Source organism: Algoriphagus persicinus (assembly GCF_035156415.1).
Taxonomy (GTDB): Bacteria; Bacteroidota; Bacteroidia; order Cytophagales; family Cyclobacteriaceae; genus Algoriphagus; species Algoriphagus persicinus.
On the sequence record NZ_JAYEEY010000010.1, the window covers coordinates 146,568 to 169,329 of the forward strand.

16 protein-coding genes and 2 pseudogenes are annotated in these 22,762 nt (G+C 41.3%); 11 read left to right on the plus strand and 7 right to left on the minus strand.

Features of this window, described 5'->3' with window-relative positions:
- Positions 1 to 254: 254 nt before the first annotated feature.
- Entirely contained in the window at positions 255 to 1,412 is a 1,158-nt protein-coding gene (locus tag U3A58_RS09895) for a glycosyltransferase family 4 protein (protein ID WP_323823257.1), read from the minus strand.
- A gap of 356 nt (positions 1,413 to 1,768) precedes the next feature.
- Between U3A58_RS09895 and U3A58_RS21825 the strand changes: the two are divergent.
- The 5 genes and pseudogenes from U3A58_RS21825 to U3A58_RS09915 form a co-directional block, all read left to right on the plus strand.
- Positions 1,769 to 1,957, plus strand: a pseudogene (locus U3A58_RS21825) (IS256 family transposase); the annotation flags it as partial.
- Between the two features lie 18 nt (positions 1,958 to 1,975).
- Entirely contained in the window at positions 1,976 to 2,416 is a 441-nt protein-coding gene (locus tag U3A58_RS09900; RefSeq protein WP_323823258.1) for an IS66 family transposase, read from the plus strand.
- Entirely contained in the window at positions 2,322 to 3,509 is a 1,188-nt protein-coding gene (gene hutI, locus U3A58_RS09905) for an imidazolonepropionase (RefSeq protein WP_323823259.1), read from the plus strand. The genes U3A58_RS09900 and hutI overlap by 95 nt, the downstream gene beginning before the upstream one ends.
- A gap of 94 nt (positions 3,510 to 3,603) precedes the next feature.
- Entirely contained in the window at positions 3,604 to 4,041 is a 438-nt protein-coding gene (locus tag U3A58_RS09910; RefSeq protein WP_323823260.1) for a hypothetical protein, read from the plus strand.
- A gap of 1 nt (position 4,042) precedes the next feature.
- Positions 4,043 to 5,607: pseudogene (locus tag U3A58_RS09915) on the plus strand (urocanate hydratase).
- 120 nt (positions 5,608 to 5,727) lie between these two features.
- On the opposite strand, the gene U3A58_RS09920 reads toward U3A58_RS09915, so the two are convergent.
- Positions 5,728 to 6,342 (minus strand): Uma2 family endonuclease, encoded by a 615-nt coding sequence (locus U3A58_RS09920; protein WP_323823261.1) that lies wholly within the window; start codon positions 6,340 to 6,342, stop codon positions 5,728 to 5,730.
- 198 nt (positions 6,343 to 6,540) lie between these two features.
- Between U3A58_RS09920 and hutG the strand changes: the two genes are divergently transcribed.
- The 3 genes from hutG (at position 6,541) to U3A58_RS09935 (ending at position 9,596) form a co-directional block, all read left to right on the plus strand.
- The gene (gene hutG, locus U3A58_RS09925) at positions 6,541 to 7,497 is read left to right on the plus strand and encodes a formimidoylglutamase (protein WP_323823262.1); all 957 of its coding nucleotides are present in this window, start codon (positions 6,541 to 6,543) and stop codon (positions 7,495 to 7,497) included.
- Positions 7,498 to 8,037: 540 nt separating this feature from the next.
- A complete protein-coding gene (locus tag U3A58_RS09930; RefSeq protein ID WP_323823263.1) occupies positions 8,038 to 8,772 on the plus strand; it encodes a ferritin-like domain-containing protein in 735 nt (244 codons plus the stop codon).
- A gap of 17 nt (positions 8,773 to 8,789) precedes the next feature.
- Positions 8,790 to 9,596 carry a ferritin-like domain-containing protein gene (locus tag U3A58_RS09935; protein ID WP_323823264.1) on the plus strand — a complete coding sequence of 269 codons (807 nt, stop codon included), beginning with the start codon at positions 8,790 to 8,792 and terminating at the stop codon, positions 9,594 to 9,596.
- 82 nt (positions 9,597 to 9,678) lie between these two features.
- Here the strand turns inward: U3A58_RS09935 and U3A58_RS09940 are convergent, their stop codons facing one another.
- Positions 9,679 to 12,627, minus strand: coding sequence for an FAD-binding and (Fe-S)-binding domain-containing protein (locus tag U3A58_RS09940; RefSeq protein ID WP_323823265.1), 2,949 nt, complete (start codon positions 12,625 to 12,627; stop codon positions 9,679 to 9,681).
- 179 nt (positions 12,628 to 12,806) lie between these two features.
- On the opposite strand from U3A58_RS09940, the gene U3A58_RS09945 reads away from it, so the two are divergent.
- Positions 12,807 to 13,577: a YdcF family protein gene (locus U3A58_RS09945; RefSeq protein ID WP_323823266.1), complete on the plus strand. Its 771-nt coding sequence runs from the start codon at positions 12,807 to 12,809 to the stop codon at positions 13,575 to 13,577.
- Between the two features lie 388 nt (positions 13,578 to 13,965).
- Here U3A58_RS09945 and U3A58_RS09950 read toward each other — a convergent pair whose 3' ends face one another.
- From U3A58_RS09950 to U3A58_RS09965, 4 genes are all read right to left on the minus strand, one after another.
- Positions 13,966 to 15,267, minus strand: a complete 1,302-nt coding sequence (locus U3A58_RS09950) for a type II toxin-antitoxin system HipA family toxin (protein ID WP_323823267.1) — start codon at positions 15,265 to 15,267, stop codon at positions 13,966 to 13,968.
- Positions 15,261 to 15,611 carry a helix-turn-helix domain-containing protein gene (locus U3A58_RS09955; RefSeq protein ID WP_323823268.1) on the minus strand — a complete coding sequence of 117 codons (351 nt, stop codon included), beginning with the start codon at positions 15,609 to 15,611 and terminating at the stop codon, positions 15,261 to 15,263. Before U3A58_RS09955 ends, U3A58_RS09950 begins: the two co-directional genes overlap by 7 nt.
- 162 nt (positions 15,612 to 15,773) lie before the next feature.
- Positions 15,774 to 19,772, minus strand: a complete 3,999-nt coding sequence (locus U3A58_RS09960) for an AAA domain-containing protein (protein WP_323823269.1) — start codon at positions 19,770 to 19,772, stop codon at positions 15,774 to 15,776.
- The gene (locus tag U3A58_RS09965) at positions 19,773 to 20,594 is read right to left on the minus strand and encodes an SDR family oxidoreductase (protein WP_323823270.1); all 822 of its coding nucleotides are present in this window, start codon (positions 20,592 to 20,594) and stop codon (positions 19,773 to 19,775) included.
- 250 nt (positions 20,595 to 20,844) lie between these two features.
- Between U3A58_RS09965 and rlmD the strand changes: the two genes are divergently transcribed.
- Positions 20,845 to 22,251 carry a 23S rRNA (uracil(1939)-C(5))-methyltransferase RlmD gene (gene rlmD / locus U3A58_RS09970; protein WP_323823271.1) on the plus strand — a complete coding sequence of 469 codons (1,407 nt, stop codon included), beginning with the start codon at positions 20,845 to 20,847 and terminating at the stop codon, positions 22,249 to 22,251.
- On the plus strand, positions 22,248 to 22,625 hold the full coding sequence (locus tag U3A58_RS09975; protein WP_323823272.1) for a hypothetical protein: 378 nt from the start codon (positions 22,248 to 22,250) through the stop codon (positions 22,623 to 22,625). The genes rlmD and U3A58_RS09975 overlap by 4 nt, the downstream gene beginning before the upstream one ends.
- The last annotated feature ends 137 nt before the right edge of the window (positions 22,626 to 22,762 follow it).

The window sequence follows — 22,762 nt, forward strand, 5'->3', positions numbered from 1 at the left end:
GCATACATATATTATTATACAGAAGCTTCAGAATAACATGCTAAGAAATATGAGGGCATGTGATTCAATCCTTTTTAAGTACAAAACCATTTGGAAAGCCGGGCTGTCAAGAATAAGCTTTCACAAAAAAAGTCTCCTATCCCGGGAGACCCTACTTTAATTGTTTGCCGAGCTTGTGTCACCACCCGATATTCCGACTCCTTGCCCTGAGTGAGACACTCAAGGCGGCTTCGGGAGGCTGTTGAGACCAGAGTCTAATTCATATTTACCTTAGAGTCCTTGAACTCGCTTTTATCCAATTTTATTTTCAATTTTTGGTTGACATTAACCCGTCTAATCTCCAGAACTTTAGGCTGCAATGCCACCTTTTTCTTTAAGTAGTGAACAGTCACTTTATCTAGCCTATAGCCCAAGAACATTGAAATGGTGATAATGACAGGAATAACTATATTATCAGAGAAATCCCTCATAAAAAAAACCAAAAGGACAATACCAAATTGCAGGGAACCCAATAGTAAAGCCACTTGATTATGCTTCAATCCCATTCTCATCAGGAAATGATGCACATGTGATTTGTCCGGGGTCATAGGTCCTTTTCCCTGAGATATTCTCCTGACAAATACTCTGGCCATATCATATAATGGAAACATCATAAGGGCCACGGAAGCGGCAAATGTAGGTTCAATTTTCAAAAAGGCCCCCGTAGGCAAACCTTCATTGATTCCCATAAATGCCACAATCAGCGATGCCAAAGTAAAACCTAGCGTCAGAGACCCGGTATCTCCCATGAATATTTTTGCTGGGTGCCAATTAAACATAAGAAAGGATAGCACTCCACCTAAGAAAACAAAACTTACCAAGGCATAGCTTTCAACTCCTTGTACATAGAACCAAGCTCCCAAGAAACTTAAGGAAATGACAGCAATAGTTCCCGCCAGCCCATCTAATCCATCAATCAAATTGAAGCCATTGGTCAATGCCAATAAGACAATCCCAGTGAAAATATAGCTCCCAGCCAAATTAAACTCCCCAATTCCCAAGAATCCATGAAAGGTCTTAATTCTAATATCAGCAACAATGACCACCAAAAGCACGGCAACTATCTGACCTAATAATTTCCTGGAAGCTTTTAATTCCACAATATCATCTCTTAGTCCCACAAAAAACATCAACAGGATTCCCCCCAGTAAATATTTAATATCCGGTAAGGGAAACTGCCAACCCCAAATAGAAAGAGTAGAGGCAGCGGCCACAAAAAAACCAATTCCTCCCATGGATGGGATGAAGGATTTATGGATTTTTCTTCCTCCAGGTGTATCCCCAATTTTTAATTTCTTGAGAACTGAAACTAATATAGGAGTTACTAAAAATCCTACAGAAAAAGCGGTAATCGTGGCAAGGATAAAAAACATATAATAGTGGTTATTCGCTTACAAATTTAGGGAAAAAGACAGCAATTGCCTTGCCATTAACATTAAAATAAAACCAAAGTTACAAAACCCAAACTATAAAACCCTTTTATTATAGTATCAAATTGATTATCAATACTATAAAGGCACTTTTTATGTGTTCAAAAAAATACTGCAAAATCTATTTGAATGCAAAAAAATCATAGCTTAATCCTATAGGCTTGTGGCAGGACTAGGCAATATGCAGGGGCAATGGGCACTAGCAATTCCTCAACTTGGTTAAATCACAGATTTAATTGGCGATGCTTTTTTCTTCCAAAAGTAGATCAGACTGGTCTGCGCCATTATGAAGTATGCCCATGAGAAAAGTGCCCAAGACCAAATAGGCATTTACAAGTGATATGGCCTTGTTGACTCTCGTATATCTAGCAACCCGCAGGATTGAGAAAAAATGGAATTCCCTTTTGCACAACTGGAGCTTGACTGTCCAACGGCTAGCTATTAAATTTGAGGGTCAGTTACGGCTGGAGATCGAAACGGATAATTAATTAATCCCTTCCCTTGGGGTGCCCCAAGGGAAGGGAAGGACAGAGTTTACACACGCACGTCCTGTTCTGGAACGACTGGAGAAATGGCTCAAGGAGAACCAATACCGATACAGACCCCAAAGTCCAATGGGAAAAGCTATTGACTACACACTACCCAGATGGGCGGGACTGAGTGCGTACGAGCTCCATGGCCAGATGGAGATAGACAATAATCTGATAGAAAATGCGGTACGCCCCCTTGCGGTGGGGAGAAAGGCATTTTTGTTCGCAGGATCACATCAGGCAGCTGAGATGGCTGCCGGGATGTACTCCTTTATGGCCAGCTGCAAAAAGAACAAGATCAATGAATTTGAATGGCTCAAGGATGTCTTTGAAAGAATCCAGGGACATAAACAAAAAGACCTACACCAACTTCTTCCCTCAAACTGGAAGCTGCACAGGCTTAAACCGATTCTCTGAAATTCCTAATCCAAAACATATAGGATGCTCGGAGCGATACGAAGAAATAGTTCAATTGGAAGGAGATTATGTTGCGCTGCCGGGATGGGTCGATTGTCATACGCATATTTGTTTTGGAGGAAGTAGGGTAAAAGATTTTGCTATGCGGAATGCAGGAAAATCCTATTTGGAAATAGCAGAAGCCGGTGGTGGGATTTGGGATACGGTCACGCAAACCAGAAATCTCAGTCAAGAAGAACTTACCGCGAGAACCGTCTCAAACGCTAATCGACACTTGGGTGAAGGAGTAACTACCATTGAGGTAAAAAGCGGCTACGGATTAACTGACGCCGAAGAACTTAAAATGCTACGGGCAATAAAAAATGCCGATTTCCAGGCCATAGCTGATCTTATCCCAACCTGCCTGGCAGCTCACGTGAAGCCACGTGATTTTAAAGGGTCTAAAGAAGATTATCTTCTGGAAATAGTCGAGCAGCTATTCCCTATTCTCAAGTCTGAGAATCTCACCAATCGAATTGATTCATTTATTGAGCAAAGTGCTTTTTCGCCGCAAGAAATTACTGGCTATTATCAAAAAGCAAAAGAATTAGGTTTTGACCTTACCGTTCATGCCGATCAATTCACCACGGGAGGATCTGCCGTGGCGGTAAAATTTAACGCCAAATCAGCCGATCACTTGGAAGCTTCCACTGAGAAAGAAATCGGCCTTTTGGCAAAGTCAAATACTATAGCCTTAGCACTTCCAGGCGCTTCTATTGGATTGGGCTGTGGGTTTACTCCAGCCAGGAAAATTCTGGATCAGGGAGGTTCTTTGGCAATTGCGAGTGATTGGAACCCCGGTTCCGCTCCAATGGGCGACTTATTGACACAAGCTTCTATTTTGGCAACTTTCGAAAAACTAAGCACCGCTGAAGTCTTATCCGCAATAACTTTCCGCGCAGCGGCTGCTTTGAGCTTAGAAGATCGGGGAAAATTGAAAGCAGGGTTTCTCGCTGATTTTAATCTTTTCTCTACCTCTGACTATAGAGAGATCCTTTACCAACAAGGCAAACTGAAACCAGCTCAAGTCTGGAAAAGAGGCTTGAAGACTTAAGATTTTAGAATCAAGATAGTAGATCCCAGACGCAAGATCCAGAGAATGAGGCTCGAGGTTCATTAACCTCGTAAATCAATAAATCGTAATTATAATGGTTTTTCAAGAGCAAATTCAACAAGGTATTCCCACTTCTCTTCCTCCAAAAAAGGGACGAAGCAAGTCACTTAGCCACGCTCCCAAAAGAAAGGATCTCCTTTCGTCAGAAGAAAAAAAACTTGCCATAAGGAATGCCTTGGGCTATTTCCCTCAGGATTGGCATACGGAATTAGCCAGAGAATTTTTAGCCGAGCTGAAAGAATTTGGGAGAATCTATATGTACAGATTCATGCCTGACTATGAGATGCATGCGAGACCGATTCAAGAATATCCCTCAAAAAACCAGCAAGCGGCTGCCATCTTGCTGATGATTCAAAACAATTTGGATCCTGCTGTGGCTCAGCATCCTGAGGAATTGATCACTTATGGAGGAAATGGAGCTGTTTTCCAGAATTGGGCACAATACCTTTTGGGGGATGAAGTATCTGTCTGAAATGACAGATGAGCAGACGCTACATCTATATTCCGGTCATCCTATGGGGCTTTTTCCTTCTTCCCCAGAAGCTCCCGCGTGGTGGATACCAATGGAATGATGATCCCAAATTATTCCAAGCCTGATGATTGGGAGAAATTCAATGCACTTGGAGTTACCCAGTATGGACAAATGACAGCATGTTCATTTATGTACATCGGGACCCAGGGGATTGTGCATGGCACTACGATTACTGTTATGAATGCTATTAGAAAAAAATTGGAAGCGGGAGAAACACCCGAAGGAAAAATATTCTTGACCGCCGGCTTGGGCGGAATGAGCGGAGCGCAGCCGAAAGCCGGCAGTATCCCAGGCTGTATCACTATCTGGGCAGAAGTAAATCCTGCCGCTGCCAGCAAAAGATATGAACAAGGCTGGGTGGATGAATTGATTGAAGATCTAGATGAGCTGGTTCTTCGGACTCAACTTGCCAAACGCAATAAGGAAGTGGTTTCTCTCGCCTTCATCGGCAATGTGGTCGATGTTTGGGAGCGATTTGATGAAGAAAATATTTTGATAGAACTTGGCTCCGATCAGACCTCACTTCACAATCCTTGGGCTGGAGGCTACTATCCAGTAGGCCTGACTTTCGAAGAATCAAATCGGCTGATGGCTGAGAATCCTGAAGTATTCAAAGAAAAGGTTCAGGAAACGCTGAGAAGACATGCCACTTCGATTAATAAGCATGCAGCAAAAGGAACTTACTTTTTCGATTATGGAAATGCTTTTTTACTGGAAGCATCCAGAGAAGGCGCTGAGCTAATGGCAGAAAACGGCCTTGATTTCCGTTATCCGTCCTATGTTCAGGATATACTGGGACCAATGTGTTTTGACTATGGATTTGGACCTTTCCGCTGGGTTTGTACTTCTGGAAAAGCTGAAGACTTGAGAAAATCCGATCAGCTAGCTGCTCAAGTCTTGAAGGAAATCATGCAGCATTCTCCCGTTTCTATTCAACAGCAGATGCAGGACAATATCACCTGGATCGAAGAAGTAGAAAAGAATCTACCGGTAGTTGGCTCCCAAGCCCATATTCTTTATGCAGATACGGAAGGCCGGGCTAAGATTGCCCAAGCTTTTAATGGTGCCATTGCAGCAGGAAAAATTTCCGCTCCTATTGTACTAGGTCGTGATCATCATGACGTCAGCGGTACAGATTCACCTTTCCGAGAAACGAGCAATATCTACGATGGCAGCAAGTTCACTGCAGACATGGCAATCCACAATGTGATCGGAGATAGCTTTCGTGGTGCCACATGGGTTTCTATTCACAATGGTGGTGGTGTAGGTTGGGGAGAAGTGATGAATGGCGGCTTCGGGATGCTACTTGACGGGAGTGAGGAAGCTGAAAGAAAACTGAAATCCATGCTATTTTATGACGTAAACAATGGAATTGCAAGACGCGCTTGGGCTAGAAACCCAGGTTCCTTGGAAGCCATTCAGCGAGAGATGGATAGAAGTCCCAGATACAAAGTCACTTTGCCAAATTTGGTGGATGATGATATATTGAATTCTATTTTAGACTAAAAATATTTAAGAATTGGGACTTTAAAATGATAATTATCCAGCTTCTGGAGAAGAAGGATAACACAAATCTGTTTTCTCTGTGAAAACCTCCGCTTCTTTGCTGTGTCACTAAAATGTAGTTCACAAAACCTCTTCCAAATCAAGTGTAAATCCTGGAAGAACACTAGATTGAATTTGGTCACCAGATGTAAATAGTCGGGAAGGGTGGAATTTCCCGTCAATTAATGTGTAAATCAATACTGTACATTCTGTAGGATGAATCACCCAGTATTCTCTCACTCCGTATTCTTGATATAGCTCATACTTATTCTGAAGTTCCACTCGGCTATTTCCCGGTGAAAGAATTTCAACAATCAGATCCGGGGCTCCCAGGCATCCCTTATCATCCAATTTGGAAGGATCGCATATTACAGAGATGTCCGGCTGAACTACGGATTTCACCTTTTCATCTTTTGGATTTTTAGAAAACCTGACATCAAAAGGAGCTGAATAGACTTTGCAGGAGTGATCTTTCAAGAAAACCCATAATATGGACGTTAGATTTGCAGACACTTCCTGATGTCTGCGGTTTGGAGCCGAAGCTTTAGCAAATATTTTCCCTTTGATCAATTCGACGATTTCTTCGAAGTCCCATTTAAGGTAATCCGCATAGCTATATCCGCCAAAGGACTCATTTGGCTCTTGAAAAGCATCCAAATCAATTTTATCTTTTTGAGGAATTCTATATTCTTTCATATGATTATATTTTTTTTCAAAGGCCAAACGGAATCTCGCATTACAGAAAATCATCCCTCTGTGTCGCTTTCGACATGCTCGATTTCATGGCTAAACTGCATTTTTGAATTTTACCTAAAAACCATATACATTGTTTCTGTTATTTAAAATATCAGACAGCTGTTTATAATTTAGCATAAAATAAATCACAAACTCCATATGCCTCATCAAAATCCCAATCCTTCACTTTGGACAGGAAGAAAATCTGAAACAATAGAATACTGGCATCAAGCTGCTATCTCAGTAAAAGATCTCAAGCTGGACGAAAATCAAAATTCTCCGAAAGTCGGTATCTTAGGATATGCAGGTGAAGAGGGCGTAAAAAGAAACCAAGGGAGATTAGGAACTGCAGAAGGACCAAATGCCATAAGAAAGAACCTAGGATCTTTGGCTTTTCACTTACCTGAAAAAAGCAGAATCTTTGATTATGGAGATATTTCTACTGAGAATTCAGATTTAGAATCAAGTCATGAATTACTCACCGAAACTGTTTTCAATCTACTGGAAACCAAGCATTTTCCGATACTTTTAGGTGGGGGTCATGATCTGGCTTTGGCGCACGGAAGAGGTATTTATAGGCACTTGGCGGCAAAAAATCAGAAATTGGGAATTATCAATATGGATGCTCATTTTGATTTGCGCCCAACAATTGATGGAAAGGGTCATTCAGGCTCAGCATTTCTCCAACTAGCACAGGAAAACCCCGATACTTTCCAGTATTTATGTTTGGGGATTCAGCGATCTGTCACCCCAAAATCACTTTTTGAGACGGCGGATAAAATTGGCGCAAAATGGATGGTTATGGAAGATTTTAGGCTGAATAACTGGGAGGTAATTCAAGAGAAAATCTTGTGGTTTCTGGATTCTGTGGATAAAATATACCTTAGTGTTGATATGGATGGCTTCTCTTCCGCTTTTGCGCCGGGAGTATCCGCCCCCTCACCCATGGGATTCCGGCCAGAGTTCGCATTTAAGGTTTTTGAAATGATCTCTTCGACCAAAAAGCTAATTTCCCTAGATGTAGTTGAACTCAATCCTACTTTCGATCAAGATCAAGCTACCGCAAGATTAGCGGCAAGATGCGCTGAATATGTAGCTCGAAAAGTATTGAGATGACATAGTTTGAAACCATCTAGGCTTTAAAACCTTGACGATTGAAAGCATTCTACCAAATACTAAGTACGACTTCTGAATCGAATAATTATAAACTATCCACGAAAAGCCTACATTACAAGACAGACTGTGTAAATCATTTCTGTCTTAGATCAGAAAGCTCTACTTCATCCATATTAGAGTAAAGCTGTGCAGAATACTTGCAAACTTTTCATCTAAATCACGCCCTACTTTTGAATACCACTTTAAGCTCAATGCTTAAAGTGGTATTTTTTTTAAATCTGCTCAATCCAACTCAAATACCTACTTCGTATATAAAAAAGTATTGATTAAATGCCTTAAAAGTCATTTTATAGCAAAAAATGAAATACAGGGGATCAACTTGTAGGCTTTAAATGGTACTGTTTTTTAATCTATTTCAGATAGCAATCAGAGTAGTTTAGTATATATTTTATTCTTTCTTGGATTAAATACTACCAGTTTATTAACTGAGTTGAAGTGCTCTGATTGTTCAACTAATTTTAACCATTTAAAACAATCATCATGTCAAAACAAACTTTAACAGATGAGTCAACTGCTGTACTGAGCCAGCGCAAAGGCAATCGCAGAAGTTTCCTCAAATTCACCGGAGTAAGCATCGCAACTACGGGAATTTTATTGTCAGGCTGTCAGGAAGTATTCGAAGCCCTTCCAAATCAAAGACATGCTCCAAAAGGGCCTGAAATGCGAGCCGTTCCTTTGGGAAAAGGTGATATTGGAATCCTGAATTATGCATACGCTCTGGAGCAATTAGAGGCAGCATTTTACTTGCAGGTAGTGGCCAATATGTACACTGGAATTAGCGGATCAGAAATGACCATGATGGAAGACATCAAAAATCATGAAGTAGCCCACCGGGATTTTCTGAAAGCAGCATTAGGGAGTAAGGCCATTATCGACCTTACATTTGATTTCAGCAGCGTTGATTTTAACGATAGATCAAGTGTATTAGCTACGGCAAAAACATTTGAAGACCTTGGAGTGGCTGCCTATAACGGAGCAGGACAACTTCTGGAAAGTGCTGATTATCTATTAATTGCAGGTAAAATCGTCTCTGTTGAAGCACGCCACGCAGCGGCAATAAGAAGTATTTTTGACAATGACTTTACTTCTTTCGCCGGAGATGATATAATTGATTCAAATGGTTTGGATAGAGCTTTTTCTCCTAGTATAGTATTGGAAGCTGCCGCACCATTTATTACCAACAAAATCATTGCAAATCAATTACCTACTTCCTAACCTTAAAAAGTCATAACATGAAAATATTAGAAGTACTCAATAGGTATGATATCAAGACAGAAGAGCTTGATACATTCACTTCAAGACGTGAAGCTTTCAAAAAGCTGGCAAACTTTGGGAAAAACATCGCTTTTGCAGCTATTCCTGTCGGACTGGTGGCCGGAAGCACTCAAAATGCCTCTGCGGCACATATTCCAACGGTACTCAATGTGCTCAACTTTGCTCTCACTTTAGAATACTTGGAAGGTGAATTTTATACCACTGGAATCAATTCTCCAGGTTTAATTCCCCCAGGAAAGGACATGGCAATTTTCCAAACCATCGAAAAACATGAAGTAGATCATGTAGCATTTCTGAAGTCGGCAATCTTAAGTTATGGTGGAACACCTGTAGAAAAACCAAGCTTTGATTTTACTGCGGGAGGCAACTTTACTCCGTTCTCTGATTATGAACAATTTCTAATTTTAGCGCAAGCTTTTGAAGACACAGGCGTTCGAGCCTATAAAGGTCAGGCTGGAAACTTGATCGCAGAAAACTCTGCCCTCACAGCTGCTCTTCAAATCCATTCCGTGGAAGCTAGACATGCCTCCGAGGTAAGACGACTTAGAGGATTGAAAGGATGGATTACACAAGCGGAAAGAGGTGAAGGAATGCCTGCAGCTACTCAAGCAGTGTATAATGGAGAGGACAATTTAATCCAAGGAGGAGTAGATGTAACCACCGTCACCACAATTGGCGCTGATGGAATTACTGAAGGGTTCGATGAACCTTTAACCACTGAGGAAGTTTTGACCATTGCTGGTTTATTTATCGCATCTGCCTAGACACAGTCGATACTGACCTACAAAGCGATAAAGGCTGGGTATTCTACCCGGCCTTTATTTTTCCATTATTTCGACAAAACAATTACACATCGTTCAGCGCTTCCCACAAAATCTCCACCGGATGCATGGCTTTTCTGCCTGTACCATCCGCAATCTGGTGACGACAAGAAGTTCCTGGGGCTGCGATAATAGTTTCCGCATCAGCTTTCCTTACTGCTGGAAACAGCACCAACTCTCCCACTTGCTGAGAAACTTCGTAATGCTCGGCCTCATAACCAAAACTTCCAGCCATCCCACAGCAACCGCTTGGAATGGTTTCCACACTATAATTTGCAGGCAAAGACAATAACTTCTGCGTCCAAGTCATGGAAGAAAGCGCCTTCTGATGACAATGACCATGGAGTTTGATCTTCTGAGTCTTGGAAGTAAAAGAGTCAGCTTTGATATTTCCGGCAGCAATTTCCTGCCCCAAAAACTCATCTATCAGCTTCACATGAAATTTTAGCTTCTTGGCAGCTTCTGCCAATTCCTTCTTGACTATTCTTGGGTATTCATCACGGAAACTCAGAATAGCCGAAGGTTCCAAACCGATCAGAGGTGTATTTCCATCTATTAACTTGTCAAAGACTTTAACATTCGCTTCCGCATGCCTTTTGGCTTTTGGAAGTAGTCCCTTTGATAGTGCAGACCGACCACTTTCCTCATGACCCACTATTCTTACCTCATAACCCAATTTTTTCAACAGTGAAATCCCTTTAATTCCAATTTCAGTATCGTTATGATTGGTAAACTCATCCACAAAAAAGTAAACTGATTTAATCTGCTTAGGCGCACTTGGCAGAGAAGCATAATTCTTTTTATACCATTTTCGTAAGCTCACCTTACTGATGGCAGGCAAATTCCGCTGCGGGGCTACTCCCAAAACAGACTTCATCATTCCGCCAGTAAAACTATTGCTAAGCATAAAATTAGCTAATCCAAAGGTTTTAGAGCCTAACTCATTCAACTCATTGATATAAGAAAAAGCTCTGGATCGGAGTGGAATTCCGTTTGTTTTTTGGTATTGATATAGGAATTCAGCCTTCATGCTTGCCATGTCCACGTTGGAAGGACACTCCGCAGTGCAGCCTTTGCAGGATAGGCACAAATCCATAGCTTCCTTGACCTCAGGATGGTTAAAAGCGTTTTCCTTTTTGTCCATCGTGAGAAATTCGCGAAGCGTATTTGCACGACCCCGGGTTGTATCTTTTTCATTCCGGGTAGCCATGTAGCTTGGGCACATCGTACCTCCAGATCCCGGAAGCTTACGACAATCACCCGATCCATTACATTTTTCTGCCAAGCGAAGAATCCCACCCACGTGAGAGAAATCTATCAGCGTATCCTGCGTTGGAGTCTGCATGTCTGGCTCGTAGCGCAGAAATTTATTCATCGGAGCCGCATTCACAATTTTGCCTGGATTGAAAATATTCTGGGGATCCCAAGAGAATTTTATCCTGCGGAAAAGTTCGTAATTCTTTTCACCAACCATCATTGGAATGAAAGCAGCCCGAACTCTGCCGTCTCCATGCTCACCACTAAGCGAGCCTTGATACTTTTTCACCAATTCAGCAGAAGCTTTGGAAATTTTATAAAACTCCTCCACATCCTTTGATTTTTTCAAATCCAGAATAGGCCTCAAATGTATCTCTCCCGCACCTGCATGTGCATAATGAACTGGCTTCTGATTGAAGCCTTTCATCATCTCATCTACCTCATCGATGTAATCAGCTAAATCCTCGATGTCTACTGCCGTATCTTCAATACATGCTACAGCCTTAGGATCGCCGGGAATATTGGCCAGCAATCCCAGTCCTGCAGAGCGAAGAGCCCAAGCGGTGGAAACCATTGCCGGTTCAATGATAGGATAAGCATATCCCAGACCTGTTCTTTTTAGGTCGGCAACCAAAGCTTTACCTTTAGCCATGGCTTCTTCAAGAGTTTGTCCCCTAAACTCAACCATCAAAATCGCTTCGGGATCGCCCTCCACGAAGTAACGATTCTTGCTGTATTCTATGCTTTCTTTGGTGCAATCCAAAATGATTTTATCCATCAACTCTACCGCAGTAGCCGGATGCTTCATGGCAGTCTGAGCGGAAACCATACTTTGATGGATGGTCTCAAAATGAGCTGCTACGACGATTTCAATAGGTTCGGGAAGTGGGTCAAGACTGATTTTAATCTCAGTGGTAAAAGCCAAAGTCCCTTCAGAACCACTCAGTAACCTACAGAAATTAAAATCCCCTACTCCTTCAAATACCTCAGCCTTCAGCAATTCATCTACTGCGTAGCCGGTATTTCTCCGATGAATTGTCTTCTTTGGAAATTGTGCATGAATTTCCTCCCGGGCTTCCGGGTTACTTAATTCTTCAAATACCTTTCTATAGATATCACCCTCAAGTGATTGAAGAGTCAGTTTTTGCTGAAATTCCTCTTTAGTAAGCGCTTCAAACTTAGCTGGATTTCCATCGCTCAAAATAGTATCCAGTGAAATCACCTTATCTCTGGTTACCCCATAGACAATGGAAGTGGTTCCGGAGGAGTTGTTCCCAACCATTCCACCAATCATCGCACGATTGGCTGTGGAAGTAATCGGACTGAAAAATAGTCCATGAGGCCTGAGATAGCGATTGAGTTCATCACGCACCACGCCCGGTTGCACACGCACCCATCGTTCTGCTACATTTAATTCAAGGATTTCCGTAAAATGCTTAGAAACATCCACCACTATTCCATTGCCTACACACTGACCAGAAAGCGAGGTGCCGGCAGTACGGGGAATTAGTGAAGTCCTATTTTTAGCCGCAAAAAGTATCAGTTTCTGGATATCCGATTCGGATTTTGGAAATGCTACTGCCAAAGGCATTTCCCTATAAACTGAAGCATCAGTAGCGTATAAGGTTTTGGTAAGTGTATCGAATTTCAAGGTTCCTTCCAGCTGAGTGGAAAGTTCTTGAAGTAAAGGCAAAAGGTTAGGTAGGCTTGAACTCATGGTCAAAAATAAGCCGAGGAGATGGATTTAAGGAAAAGTAATGCAAAAGAATTTGGAAATGATCAAAAGACAAAATTCAATGCTCAATTTTCAAGGCATAACCCACTTGATAATTGTAAATTGAATTTGATCATTTTCACTTTCTCTCCTTTCTTTGTGGCATATACCAAATCACCTTCATGTTTTTCTATCTTTCCCAGTTTCTGAGTTTCTTGGCAATGCCTCTCACCCTCATTTCTCTACTTTGGGTTTTTGGGCTGATTTATTTAAAGAGAAAATGGGGAAGAAAATGTCTTTGGGCAGGATTGATTTTGTTATGGTTTTTCTCCAATCAATTTATTGCAAACCAAACGATGCTGGCTTGGGAACCCGGATTTAAGGCTTTCGATGAAGTGAAAAACCACGAAATCGGCATTGTACTTACGGGAGTAACAAATTTGAGTAAGACCGCTTATGACCGAACATTTTTTAATAAAGGAGCAGATCGAGTCACGCATGCTTTACAGCTTTATCGAGATGGTAAAATCAAGAAAATTCTCATCACAGGCGGACAAGGACTAAATCCAGTGAATCCACAATCAGAAGCGGAACTGCTACAGCGGTTTCTTTTGATGACAGGAGTTCCTGCAGAAGACGTTATGATCGAAGATCAATCGAAAAACACACATGAGAATGCACTATTCACTAAGGCCTTTTTAAAAGAAAAAGGTATAGATACAGATCGAGAATTTATGCTGATCACTTCGGCATTTCATATGAAAAGGGCGCAAGCTTGCTTCGACAAAGTAGGTTTGGCAACTGAAGCTTTCCCCACCGATTATTACAGCAATGATACCAAATACGATATTCCGACCTTATTTTTCCCAGATCCTTATTCGATATTTATCTGGCACAAATTATCGAATGAATGGATCGGGATTTTGGTGTATAAGCTAGTTGGGTATAGTTGAGCTTTGCTTTGGCCCCAGACTACGCCTAAGATAAGATTTGGTAGCACAGGCTGTCCACAAAAGGAATATTTCACTTCGTCGAAAGATCAGCCCAATATAGCCCATACGTTTTAACCATTCAAGCGTGACAATACCAAGATCTTGACCTTGCTTTGAAAATCCTCAATCCCTAGGAGAATCCACTTGGGTTTTGAAAGTAAGATTTTTGACAAGGTCTGTTTTGATGATCTGAATATTTATGACGCACTTTGCGTAATTTCAAATCAGTAAAATCATGAAAGAGCCGTTTAATCCATTTGTAATCAACACCCATCAAGGAAAAGACTATTTCTGTGATCGGGAAAAAGAGCTAAGAACACTCATTTCTCTCTAATTCTACTCCTTCATATCACACCAAAAGCGCAGAAGCGATACTACCCTGCAATTCCGAATCTACTTTTGCTTCCTCAGCAAACTCTTTCCACCGCCTGATCGCAGTTACGACAGCCTCGATCTTTTCTTCAGGCTTTTTGATATTCATTTTACGGGCAACTTCCAAAAAATCAGAATTCTGTATTTCTTCCCTTTTACCATTGACCATTAGTGATTGGGCACTCACCCATAGACTCCCTGGTCGATACGCATAGCAAATATCATAAGCCGGCGATAGCATCCACTTCCCTGTTTGATCCATCAGAAAAGCAAAATTTTTGGTATGATCGTCACAGTTTCTAGCTAAAACATTAAACACCATACGAATGAACATTTGCTCCGCTTCAGGATATGAAAGGCGAAGCATACGCATGGTTTCAAAGACCTGTTCGTAACTAAAATCCCCGACCTGATTAAAATCAAAATGTCTTAATCCGCACAGGCTCTGCATGTGGATTTTTTGACCATTTACCTTTCGATCAAAACGTTTGGTCATAAAGTGCGCCCTACCATTTTCCTCCAATATGCGACATTCACTCATCTCGATTCCAGCCGCCAGAGCCATCAAGTAGTAAGCCATTTCTACTCGACCATAACCTAAGGTGGCACCAAATTGCGAATCATGAACACCATCAAACTTGATAATCCAATACGAAAATCCAGGAGGGGCTTTCACCTGTCCACTTTTTACTTTGCCTGTTTTGGAGTTGTAAGCGATCACAGCTTTGGCACGAGCTCCACCTGCGGAAGTGCCGATTTTGAGAATATCTGATAGAGCAGACTGCTCCTCTCCTGTCAGATTTGATTGAAAACCCTCTCTGGAATTGAGGATTTTGCCAGCAATATTTACTAGACTATCTATTTCAAGTGAACTAGCTTGGATCGATTCATTACGAAGAGAAGGCCTGATTTCCAAAGCTCCTACCCCGCGTTTTCCTATAAAACAAAGCTGCTCTACAGGATTGAGACTATCGGCCTCTCTTCCATTTTGTGTAAGCCAAGCATTGATTAGTTGATTTCCATATCTATCTGGAAGCATATCCGCCAGCAAGCCGGGAAGCCCTTTAAATGTGTCCAAAACCTCACCTCGGGATTTTCGCAATTCAGGAAATCTGTAAATTCTTCTCCCTTGGCTCAAAGGCAACTTTACAGGAGAAATATCAAGTCCTGCACGAATAAAATCGGGGTTAAATTCAAAACTCCCAAGCTGCTCTGACTCATCCCAAAGAACCGCTCCGGCAAGCTTATCCCATATCCAGATTTCGGCAGCAACTACCATTCAGATGGAGGGTTTTCAGCAGCCATATTCACATTACGGATGCGCTGACGCTCATGCCTCTTTTGAAGCTTGATGTAGTCCATGGGGCTGATCTCTTGCTTCACTTCAAATGATTCCAGCCAGTGCAACTGATTCAAGACCCGTAGCACCTGTATCAAGGTAATTAAATTCACCTTTTCGCCACGCTCAAGCAGGCTTAAAGTCGATCGGCTCATGCCAGCTTCTAAGGCCAACTGATCCTGAGATTTTTGCTGACTCATCCGGTGGTACTTTACAAACTCACCCAGTTTTTGCAGAATAGCAGTGTCGCTTAATACATTATAGTCCATTGCATCAAATATCATTCAATAAGTACAAATATACAACTTAACGTATGATATTTCATACAATTTTAATAACTTAAATGAATTATAAATCATTCATTAATAGACAAAAATAGACTTAATGAGTGGTAAATCATTCAAAATATCGTACTATACTCCTAAAAGGACTTTATGAAAAGCCTTTTATAAAACACTTAATTCTACAAAAAGTTGCTCCCTACTCCACTTCCATTCATACTTCCACCCTTTTTGCTCAAGCAAAATAGGATGAAAAGCCAAAGCTGCTTTTGCCGTAGGGGAATTAAAAAATCGTTGATCATCTGTCAAAACAGCTTTTCTTTCCCCATTTGATTCAGTAAAAATCAAGTCCATCACAGCTGAGGGAGTTTCATTTGAATAGGATTTATCTGCATCCAGCAAGCTGTTTTTTAAGCTCCAATCTATCTCATACCCTTGCATTTTAGCCACTGGAGCAGGAATTGAAGGATTTACGCTTTGTGTCTGAGCAAAAGCCAAAAACTCCCGGAGCAAGGCTAAACCTGGATTTTTAAGTTGGTTAGGTCGAAAATCAGCAACTTCAATACTCGAAATTACATGCATTCTCTTTCGGGCACGGGTAATGGCGACGTTTAGTCGATTTTCAGCCCCCGCTTTGCCCAGCAAACCGAAATTCGTCACCAACTTCCCATCTGCATTCGGAGCGTAGCCCAAGGATAAAATCACCTGATCAAACTCGTCTCCCTGCACGTTTTCAATATTTCGCACTTTGATTCCTGAATCTTGGAAGCCTGCCTTCCAGAGTTTCTCACGAATCAATTCCATCTGAAAATAATTTCCAGTAACTATCCCAATGCTATCCGATGAGGATGAATTCAGAATGGCCTTCACTTTAACAATAACTGCATCAGCCTCCATCCTATTCACTTGATTGACCCAAATCCCCTCAACCTTTTCCCAGGAAAATGCAGGTTTCTGAGCCATAGAAGTCGCATAATCAGGCAAGGTCTCCAATTGATTTTCATAGAAATGGGCATTAGAAAAATGTATCAACCCTGGATCAGCAGAGCGATAATGCCCTTTCAACTGATACTTTTCGAAAAAAATCCCCGCCAATTCCAGTAAGGACTCCGCTTCGTATTCCACCCCCTCCTCATCAGATCCCCATTTTACCTGATAGAAATCCGAAGGTCTGAGCTGCTTGGAATCACCGGCAATTACCACCTGCTTACCTCGTAGCATCGCAGCCAAACCTCGCTCCACTTGGCACTGTGATGCTTCATCAAAAATCACCAAATCAAAGTTTTGTTCCAATGAAAACAATGCAGAAACAGTCTCAGGACTGGCAAACCAGCAGGGCAATAGGCGGAAAACCTCTTCCCCCATTTCTTCCAGCATTTTCCTAATCGGCCAACGTTGCCTCTTTTTACTCACCTGATGAAGCAAATCCCGATAGGTGAGCCGATTTCCCAGACGGTTAAATTCCAGCTCACTTGTAATTTGTTCCCGCAGTCTAAGCAATGCAATATGCCTGACTATTTTCCTTTTTTCGAGAATCGCATCTTTCAATTCTACCAACTCATGTTGCATCGCCAGACTCCCGGCTTCTGCCAAAACAGGGTTACTAGCTTCCAAATGAGCAATCCATGCCAAATACCATGAATTCCAAAATGCTGACAGCTGATCTGATAAACTCAATGCTGGGTGTTCTGTTTCCAGTTTTTCAGCAAGTGTAATAGTAATCGGATGGGAATTCTCTAAAAACCTATCAAAAGCTACAAGCTCCGAAAAAGTCTGATTTAAGTTCAATTCAGTACCAATTACCGCCGTTCCATTATTGAAAGCATAAAAGATCTGATCATTATCCAAGTAAGCTTTCCAGTTGATCGACGATAGCTGAAATGACTCTGAAAACTTGCACACTTTATTGAGCTGGGTTTTAAAATCATCTGATGTCCAACAAACTAAGGAATGTAACTCCTGCCGATTCTCCCATAATACAACCCAATCAAGAACTGGGGACAATAATTCTAGCTGATTCTCTAAACCTGCAGTGGAAAGCTTTGTGATCTCCATTCCTTCCATTTTTGGAAGGGCTACAAGTTCAGTATTTAATGCTTTAAGAGTCTCAAGTTCAGTGCGAATACCTGATATAGCTTTTGAATCAAGCTTCTGATTCGACTTGTCCAGGATTTCAAAAGTCAACGGGAATTTGCCTTTATTCAATTGCACCTGCATTTTCCCCAGCCATGACGTAGTTTTTACTTTCAATGCATCAAGCTCTAGCTCAAGACTGGATAGGTTTTCGGAACTGGCTGATATACCAAATGAAAGCTGCTGAAGCTTTTCGAATGAGGCTGAAATCCAATTGCAAACCATGGTCAGGGTCAATCGATTCTTCGAATCAAAAATCGATGAAATAGCTAATTTAGGCTTCTCTAATTGATTTAGCTTGTCATTGAGCCTTTTTATGGATTCGGGGAAATCAGCAGTTACCAAAATCAGACCAGCTAGCTTTTCGAAAGGAATATCTGAATTATCAGCTGCCCATTTTACTCTAGAAGTCTCAATTTCATTCAAACTCTGGACAATTCTCGGGAAAACCACAGGCTCGAAATGGGCAAATGAGACTCTTTTTTCCCAAAACAAACCTTTAAACTGTAACGAATAGGAATGGTGAATTTTATAGGCTTTTTCAAAACCCTGTGCTTTCTGATAATCTAGCTTAGTTAAATCAGGGTGATCAAAAAATGGTTTTTTCAGATCCGCATTCAGATACATTGCCTTAACGGGAATTCCCGCCGATTCGATATCAAAAAGCGCCGTTCGAAAACCTTCGAACTTCTCCGAAAGTCTGGAAATCACCTTGGAGTATTGAGAAATCTCTCTATCCAATTGAATAGAATCAATTCCTCTATTCTGGTCCTGATATGATTCTATTGCTTCTATTTGAGCTTTGATCTTCTGAAATAGAACTTTTTGATCCGCGCGGAAATCGTGCACCAACCCCATAAAATCACCAAAACCAGCTTTGGACAACCGCTCAAAAACCACATCTAAAGCTGCTCTCTTTTGAGAAACCACCAACACTTTTTTGCCTCTTGAGCAATAGTCAGAAACTAGATTTGCTATCAATTGAGACTTGCCCGTCCCCGGAGGGCCTTCCACTACCAAACTTCTCCCCTGTCGGACTTTCACCAAGATGTTTTCTTGGGAAGCGTCCAGAGGGAAAACAGGAAAAAGCTGCTCTTCTCTNGGAGGGCCTTCCACTACCAAACTTCTCCCCTGTCGGACTTTCACCAAGATGTTTTCTTGGGAAGCGTCCAGAGGGAAAACAGGAAAAAGCTGCTCTTCTCTGGGTATGGGCTGATTTTCGCTGGCTAGGAACTGCTTTGTAAGTAGCTCTTCCAAACCTATTTCAGCAAAGTCCTTTTCCAGTTTTTCATAATCAGCAAATAGAAAATTGCCTTTTTGGGCAAAAAACCCCAACAAAGCATAACTTTTCAAAGCCAGCTTACCATCTCGGAATTTGTTGTAATCTACACTCGATTGAGAAACAGGAAAGGGTATTAGTTGATCTTCAAACAGCGAAGAGCTAAGCTGTATAGAGAAATTTTCATTGAGAATCTTAGAAAATTCAGTTCGGAATTCAGTTGCATCAGTAGACAGTTCCTGCAATGCTTGATTCAATGCATCTGTATCCAAAACTTTTCCATATCCCTGGCTATAAGCCAAAATAAAAGCCGGATTCCACTGCCATTCATCGATTTTTGAAAGAACCCATTGCCCTTTTTCAAGCTGAAGATTCACACTCAAAAGCAGCAATGGCGCTCTCAGAATATGTCCGTTGAATAATTTCCCCTCGACAAATGGCCATCCCAAGAATAAGGATCGCTCGCCTGTCTCTTCTTTAGTCAGTTGATCCCGAAAAGAAAGTCTGGAAAATGTTTTGGAAAGGGAATTTACACTAGCAAGCCTAGGATCAGATTCCGGAAATAAAGGAAATGATATTTTAGAAGAAATAGCCTTTCTAATGATCTCAAAGCTATTTTCACCATTCAAAAAATCTAACTCTTTCACATCTACAACCCCAAAACCTTCCGTCTTTGGCAAATAAAGTGACCTATTTTTCGAAGACAGGTCAACCAATCGATTGCGGTAGGTCTGAAAGATCGATTCAGGCATTTAATGGAAGGGTGAGTCTTTTTCCTTCGCCATCTGGTTATAGACAATATGATCCAACCTGCCCGGCATCCACTTATTCAAAAATACTAAGAGCTTACCTTGAGTAGTCAGAACCAAATCACGCTTCCTTTTCAAAGTTGCTGTCAAAATTTCTTCGGCAACTTCATCTGAGCTCATCATTTTTGATTCATCCCGAGGAGATTCTCCCTGAGAAGATCCATGTGCGGTAAGTGCATTCTTTCGAATATTAGACGCCGTAAAGCCCGGACAAGCAACTAATACATGTACTCCCTTTTTCATCACCTCAGTTCTCAGCGACTCAAAAAACCCATTCATCGCATATTTGCTGGCCGTATATGCCGTTCTCGCTGGAGTACCACGAAAGCCATTAATTGAGGAAATCCCAATCACTATCCCTTTGTTTTCAACTATTGAGGGCAGGCAAAACTTAGTTGCATAGACAGTACCCCAAAAGTTAGTATCCATTACTTTATGAAAAACTTCGAAATCAAGATTTTCAAACAGCGCACGCATGGAAATACCAGCATTGTTTATTAAGATATCTATTTTGCCGTATTCTGTCAGAACAGTGTCAGCCATTCTTTGATTATCAGCCACCACACTCGCATCTGCCAAAATCGCCAATACAATAATACCTTCTGCTTCTAATTTTGCTTTAGTCGCATTCAATTTTTCTTGATTCCTGCCAGTTATCACGATTCTAGCGCCTGCTTTACCAAAAATTCTGGCGCAGGACTCTCCTATTCCCGAGGTAGCTCCTGTAATTATAACTACTTTATCCTTAATACTATCTTGTTTCATTGATGATTCAAAGATACAGAATTTGTGATTTTTAAATTTCAAGTTCGAGTTTCGCAAGATCAAAAATTGATTCATTCAATATCCCTATCAACTAGAAAAATTTCTACTGAACCAACTTTAAACCAAAATTTCAATTTTTAAGTTTTCGAATGGAATATTTTTTCAAAATGGGACAACAATACCAACGATATAAATTCCAAGTTAGGGATGGCATTCACTATTACAGTCAAATTTCCCTAATTTTGCGCCCATGTCGCGAAAAATGAAAAACAAAGTGATTACCAACCTACTTATCGAGCGGATTGCTTCGGAAGGAAAATGCTTGGGACATCATGAGGAAAAAGTGGTTTTTGTAACGGGAGTTGCGCCTGGAGATGTGGTAGATGTAAGAATCACCAAAGGAAAAAGTTCCTTCATGGAGGGCGAACCGGTTAATTTCCATGAGTATTCTACGGAAAGAATTGATCCTTTTTGCTCGCATTTTGGAACCTGCGGTGGCTGTAAGTGGCAGCACATCAATTATGATCTACAGAAGACCTATAAACGCCAGCAGGTTTTGGATCAGTTTCAGCGCATAGCTAAAGTAGAAATGCCAGAAGTGATGCCAACTCTAGGTTCAGAAAAAACCCGCTACTATAGAAACAAGCTTGATTTCACCTTCTCCAATAAGAAATGGCTCACACTAGAGCAAATCAGATCTGAGGAGGATTTTGACAGAAATGCTCTGGGTTTTCATATCCCTAAGATGTTTGATAAAATCGTTGATGTGGATCACTGCTACCTTCAGGGAAGTATCTCAAATGATGTGAGAAATGAGCTTAGGACATTTGCTTTGGCAAATCAGCTGAGCTTCTACGACATTAGAAATCAAGTTGGCCTGCTTCGGAATCTGATCATCCGAACCACGAGCACTGAGCAAGCGATGGTGATTGTGCAGTTTGGAGAAGAAGACCCTGAAGGGATTCGACAAGTCATGGCCCATATCCATGCAAAATTTCCTGATATCACTTCCCTTCTGTATGTCATCAATACCAAAGGCAATGAGACTTTCCATGATTTGGAATTGGTCACTTTCGCAGGCAAAGAATATATAGAAGAGGAAATGGAAAGCCTGAAATTCCGTATCGGACCGAAATCCTTCTATCAAACCAACTCAGAACAAGCGTATGTTCTCTATAAAGTTGCCAGAGATTTTGCTGGCTTGACAGGTGATGAAGTGGTCTATGATCTCTACACAGGTACAGGTACCATCGCCAATTTCGTAGCCAAACAGGCAAAACAAGTAATCGGAATTGAATATATAGCGGCTGCCATTGAAGATGCAAGACTCAATTCGAAAATCAACGGATTGGATAATACGCTCTTCTACGCAGGAGACATGAAGGATATGCTAAATGATGAATTCATCGCTGATCATGCTGCACCTGACGTGATCATTACCGATCCTCCACGTGCCGGAATGGATGAAAAAGTAGTTCAGATGCTGCTAAGGCTGAATGCACCTAAGATCGTCTATGTATCCTGTAATCCTGCCACCCAGGCTAGGGATGTAGCGCTTTTGAGCGAAAAGTATAAAGTGGAAAAAGTGCAGCCTGTGGATATGTTTCCACAAACGTATCATGTAGAAAATGTCGTACTCTTAACTTTAAAATCATGATTTCAGATTTCAACGATCCCGAACTTAGCGGGAAATATCTGGGCACAATTACCAGCGATTTTATAAAGATCTCCGACGCGCTTAAAGAAGCTTCATACCAAATCAGAACGAGGAAATTCTCCGATTATCCGATTTTCCCCATTTCCAAAGAGATGCAACCTATAGGTAAAATCTTTGTAGGAAAAGAGGAGAAAGGGCTGGACTGGAATTATTTTATGACCTATGTGGATGAGTTTGTACAGCGAAAATTGATCTCTGAAGAAGCGCTGCCTGAGTTCGAAAAGGCATACAAAGACCCTGATGAATTTTGTTGTCTGTTTGTGATGGATGGTGCTTTCACCAGCTTTGTGTATGTGCCTTATCCCAATGATTAATTCCAAGTATGGATATCAAAAAAGAGGCTGTCTCAAAAGTAGATAGTTTAAAAGGCTAGTCGATTACTCGGCTAGCCTTTCTTGTTTTACTCAAAATATGTACTTTGAGGTGTGGAAAAACAAGACTTAAATGTAGT

Bases quoted from the DNA above. Each gene is read 5' to 3' on its own strand.
- U3A58_RS09895 (WP_323823257.1), bottom strand. From the start codon at position 1,412: ATGTTTTTTATCCTTGCCACGATTACCGCTTTTTCTGTAGGATTTTTA.
- hutI (WP_323823259.1), top strand. From the start codon at position 2,322: ATGTCTTTGAAAGAATCCAGGGACATAAACAAAAAGACCTACACCAAC.
- U3A58_RS09910 (WP_323823260.1), top strand. From the start codon at position 3,604: ATGGTTTTTCAAGAGCAAATTCAACAAGGTATTCCCACTTCTCTTCCT.
- U3A58_RS09920 (WP_323823261.1), bottom strand. From the start codon at position 6,342: ATGAAAGAATATAGAATTCCTCAAAAAGATAAAATTGATTTGGATGCT.
- hutG (WP_323823262.1), top strand. From the start codon at position 6,541: ATGCCTCATCAAAATCCCAATCCTTCACTTTGGACAGGAAGAAAATCT.
- U3A58_RS09930 (WP_323823263.1), top strand. From the start codon at position 8,038: ATGTCAAAACAAACTTTAACAGATGAGTCAACTGCTGTACTGAGCCAG.
- U3A58_RS09935 (WP_323823264.1), top strand. From the start codon at position 8,790: ATGAAAATATTAGAAGTACTCAATAGGTATGATATCAAGACAGAAGAG.
- U3A58_RS09940 (WP_323823265.1), bottom strand. From the start codon at position 12,627: ATGAGTTCAAGCCTACCTAACCTTTTGCCTTTACTTCAAGAACTTTCC.
- U3A58_RS09945 (WP_323823266.1), top strand. From the start codon at position 12,807: ATGTTTTTCTATCTTTCCCAGTTTCTGAGTTTCTTGGCAATGCCTCTC.
- U3A58_RS09950 (WP_323823267.1), bottom strand. From the start codon at position 15,267: ATGGTAGTTGCTGCCGAAATCTGGATATGGGATAAGCTTGCCGGAGCG.
- U3A58_RS09955 (WP_323823268.1), bottom strand. From the start codon at position 15,611: ATGATATTTGATGCAATGGACTATAATGTATTAAGCGACACTGCTATT.
- U3A58_RS09965 (WP_323823270.1), bottom strand. From the start codon at position 20,594: ATGAAACAAGATAGTATTAAGGATAAAGTAGTTATAATTACAGGAGCT.
- rlmD (WP_323823271.1), top strand. From the start codon at position 20,845: ATGTCGCGAAAAATGAAAAACAAAGTGATTACCAACCTACTTATCGAG.
- U3A58_RS09975 (WP_323823272.1), top strand. From the start codon at position 22,248: ATGATTTCAGATTTCAACGATCCCGAACTTAGCGGGAAATATCTGGGC.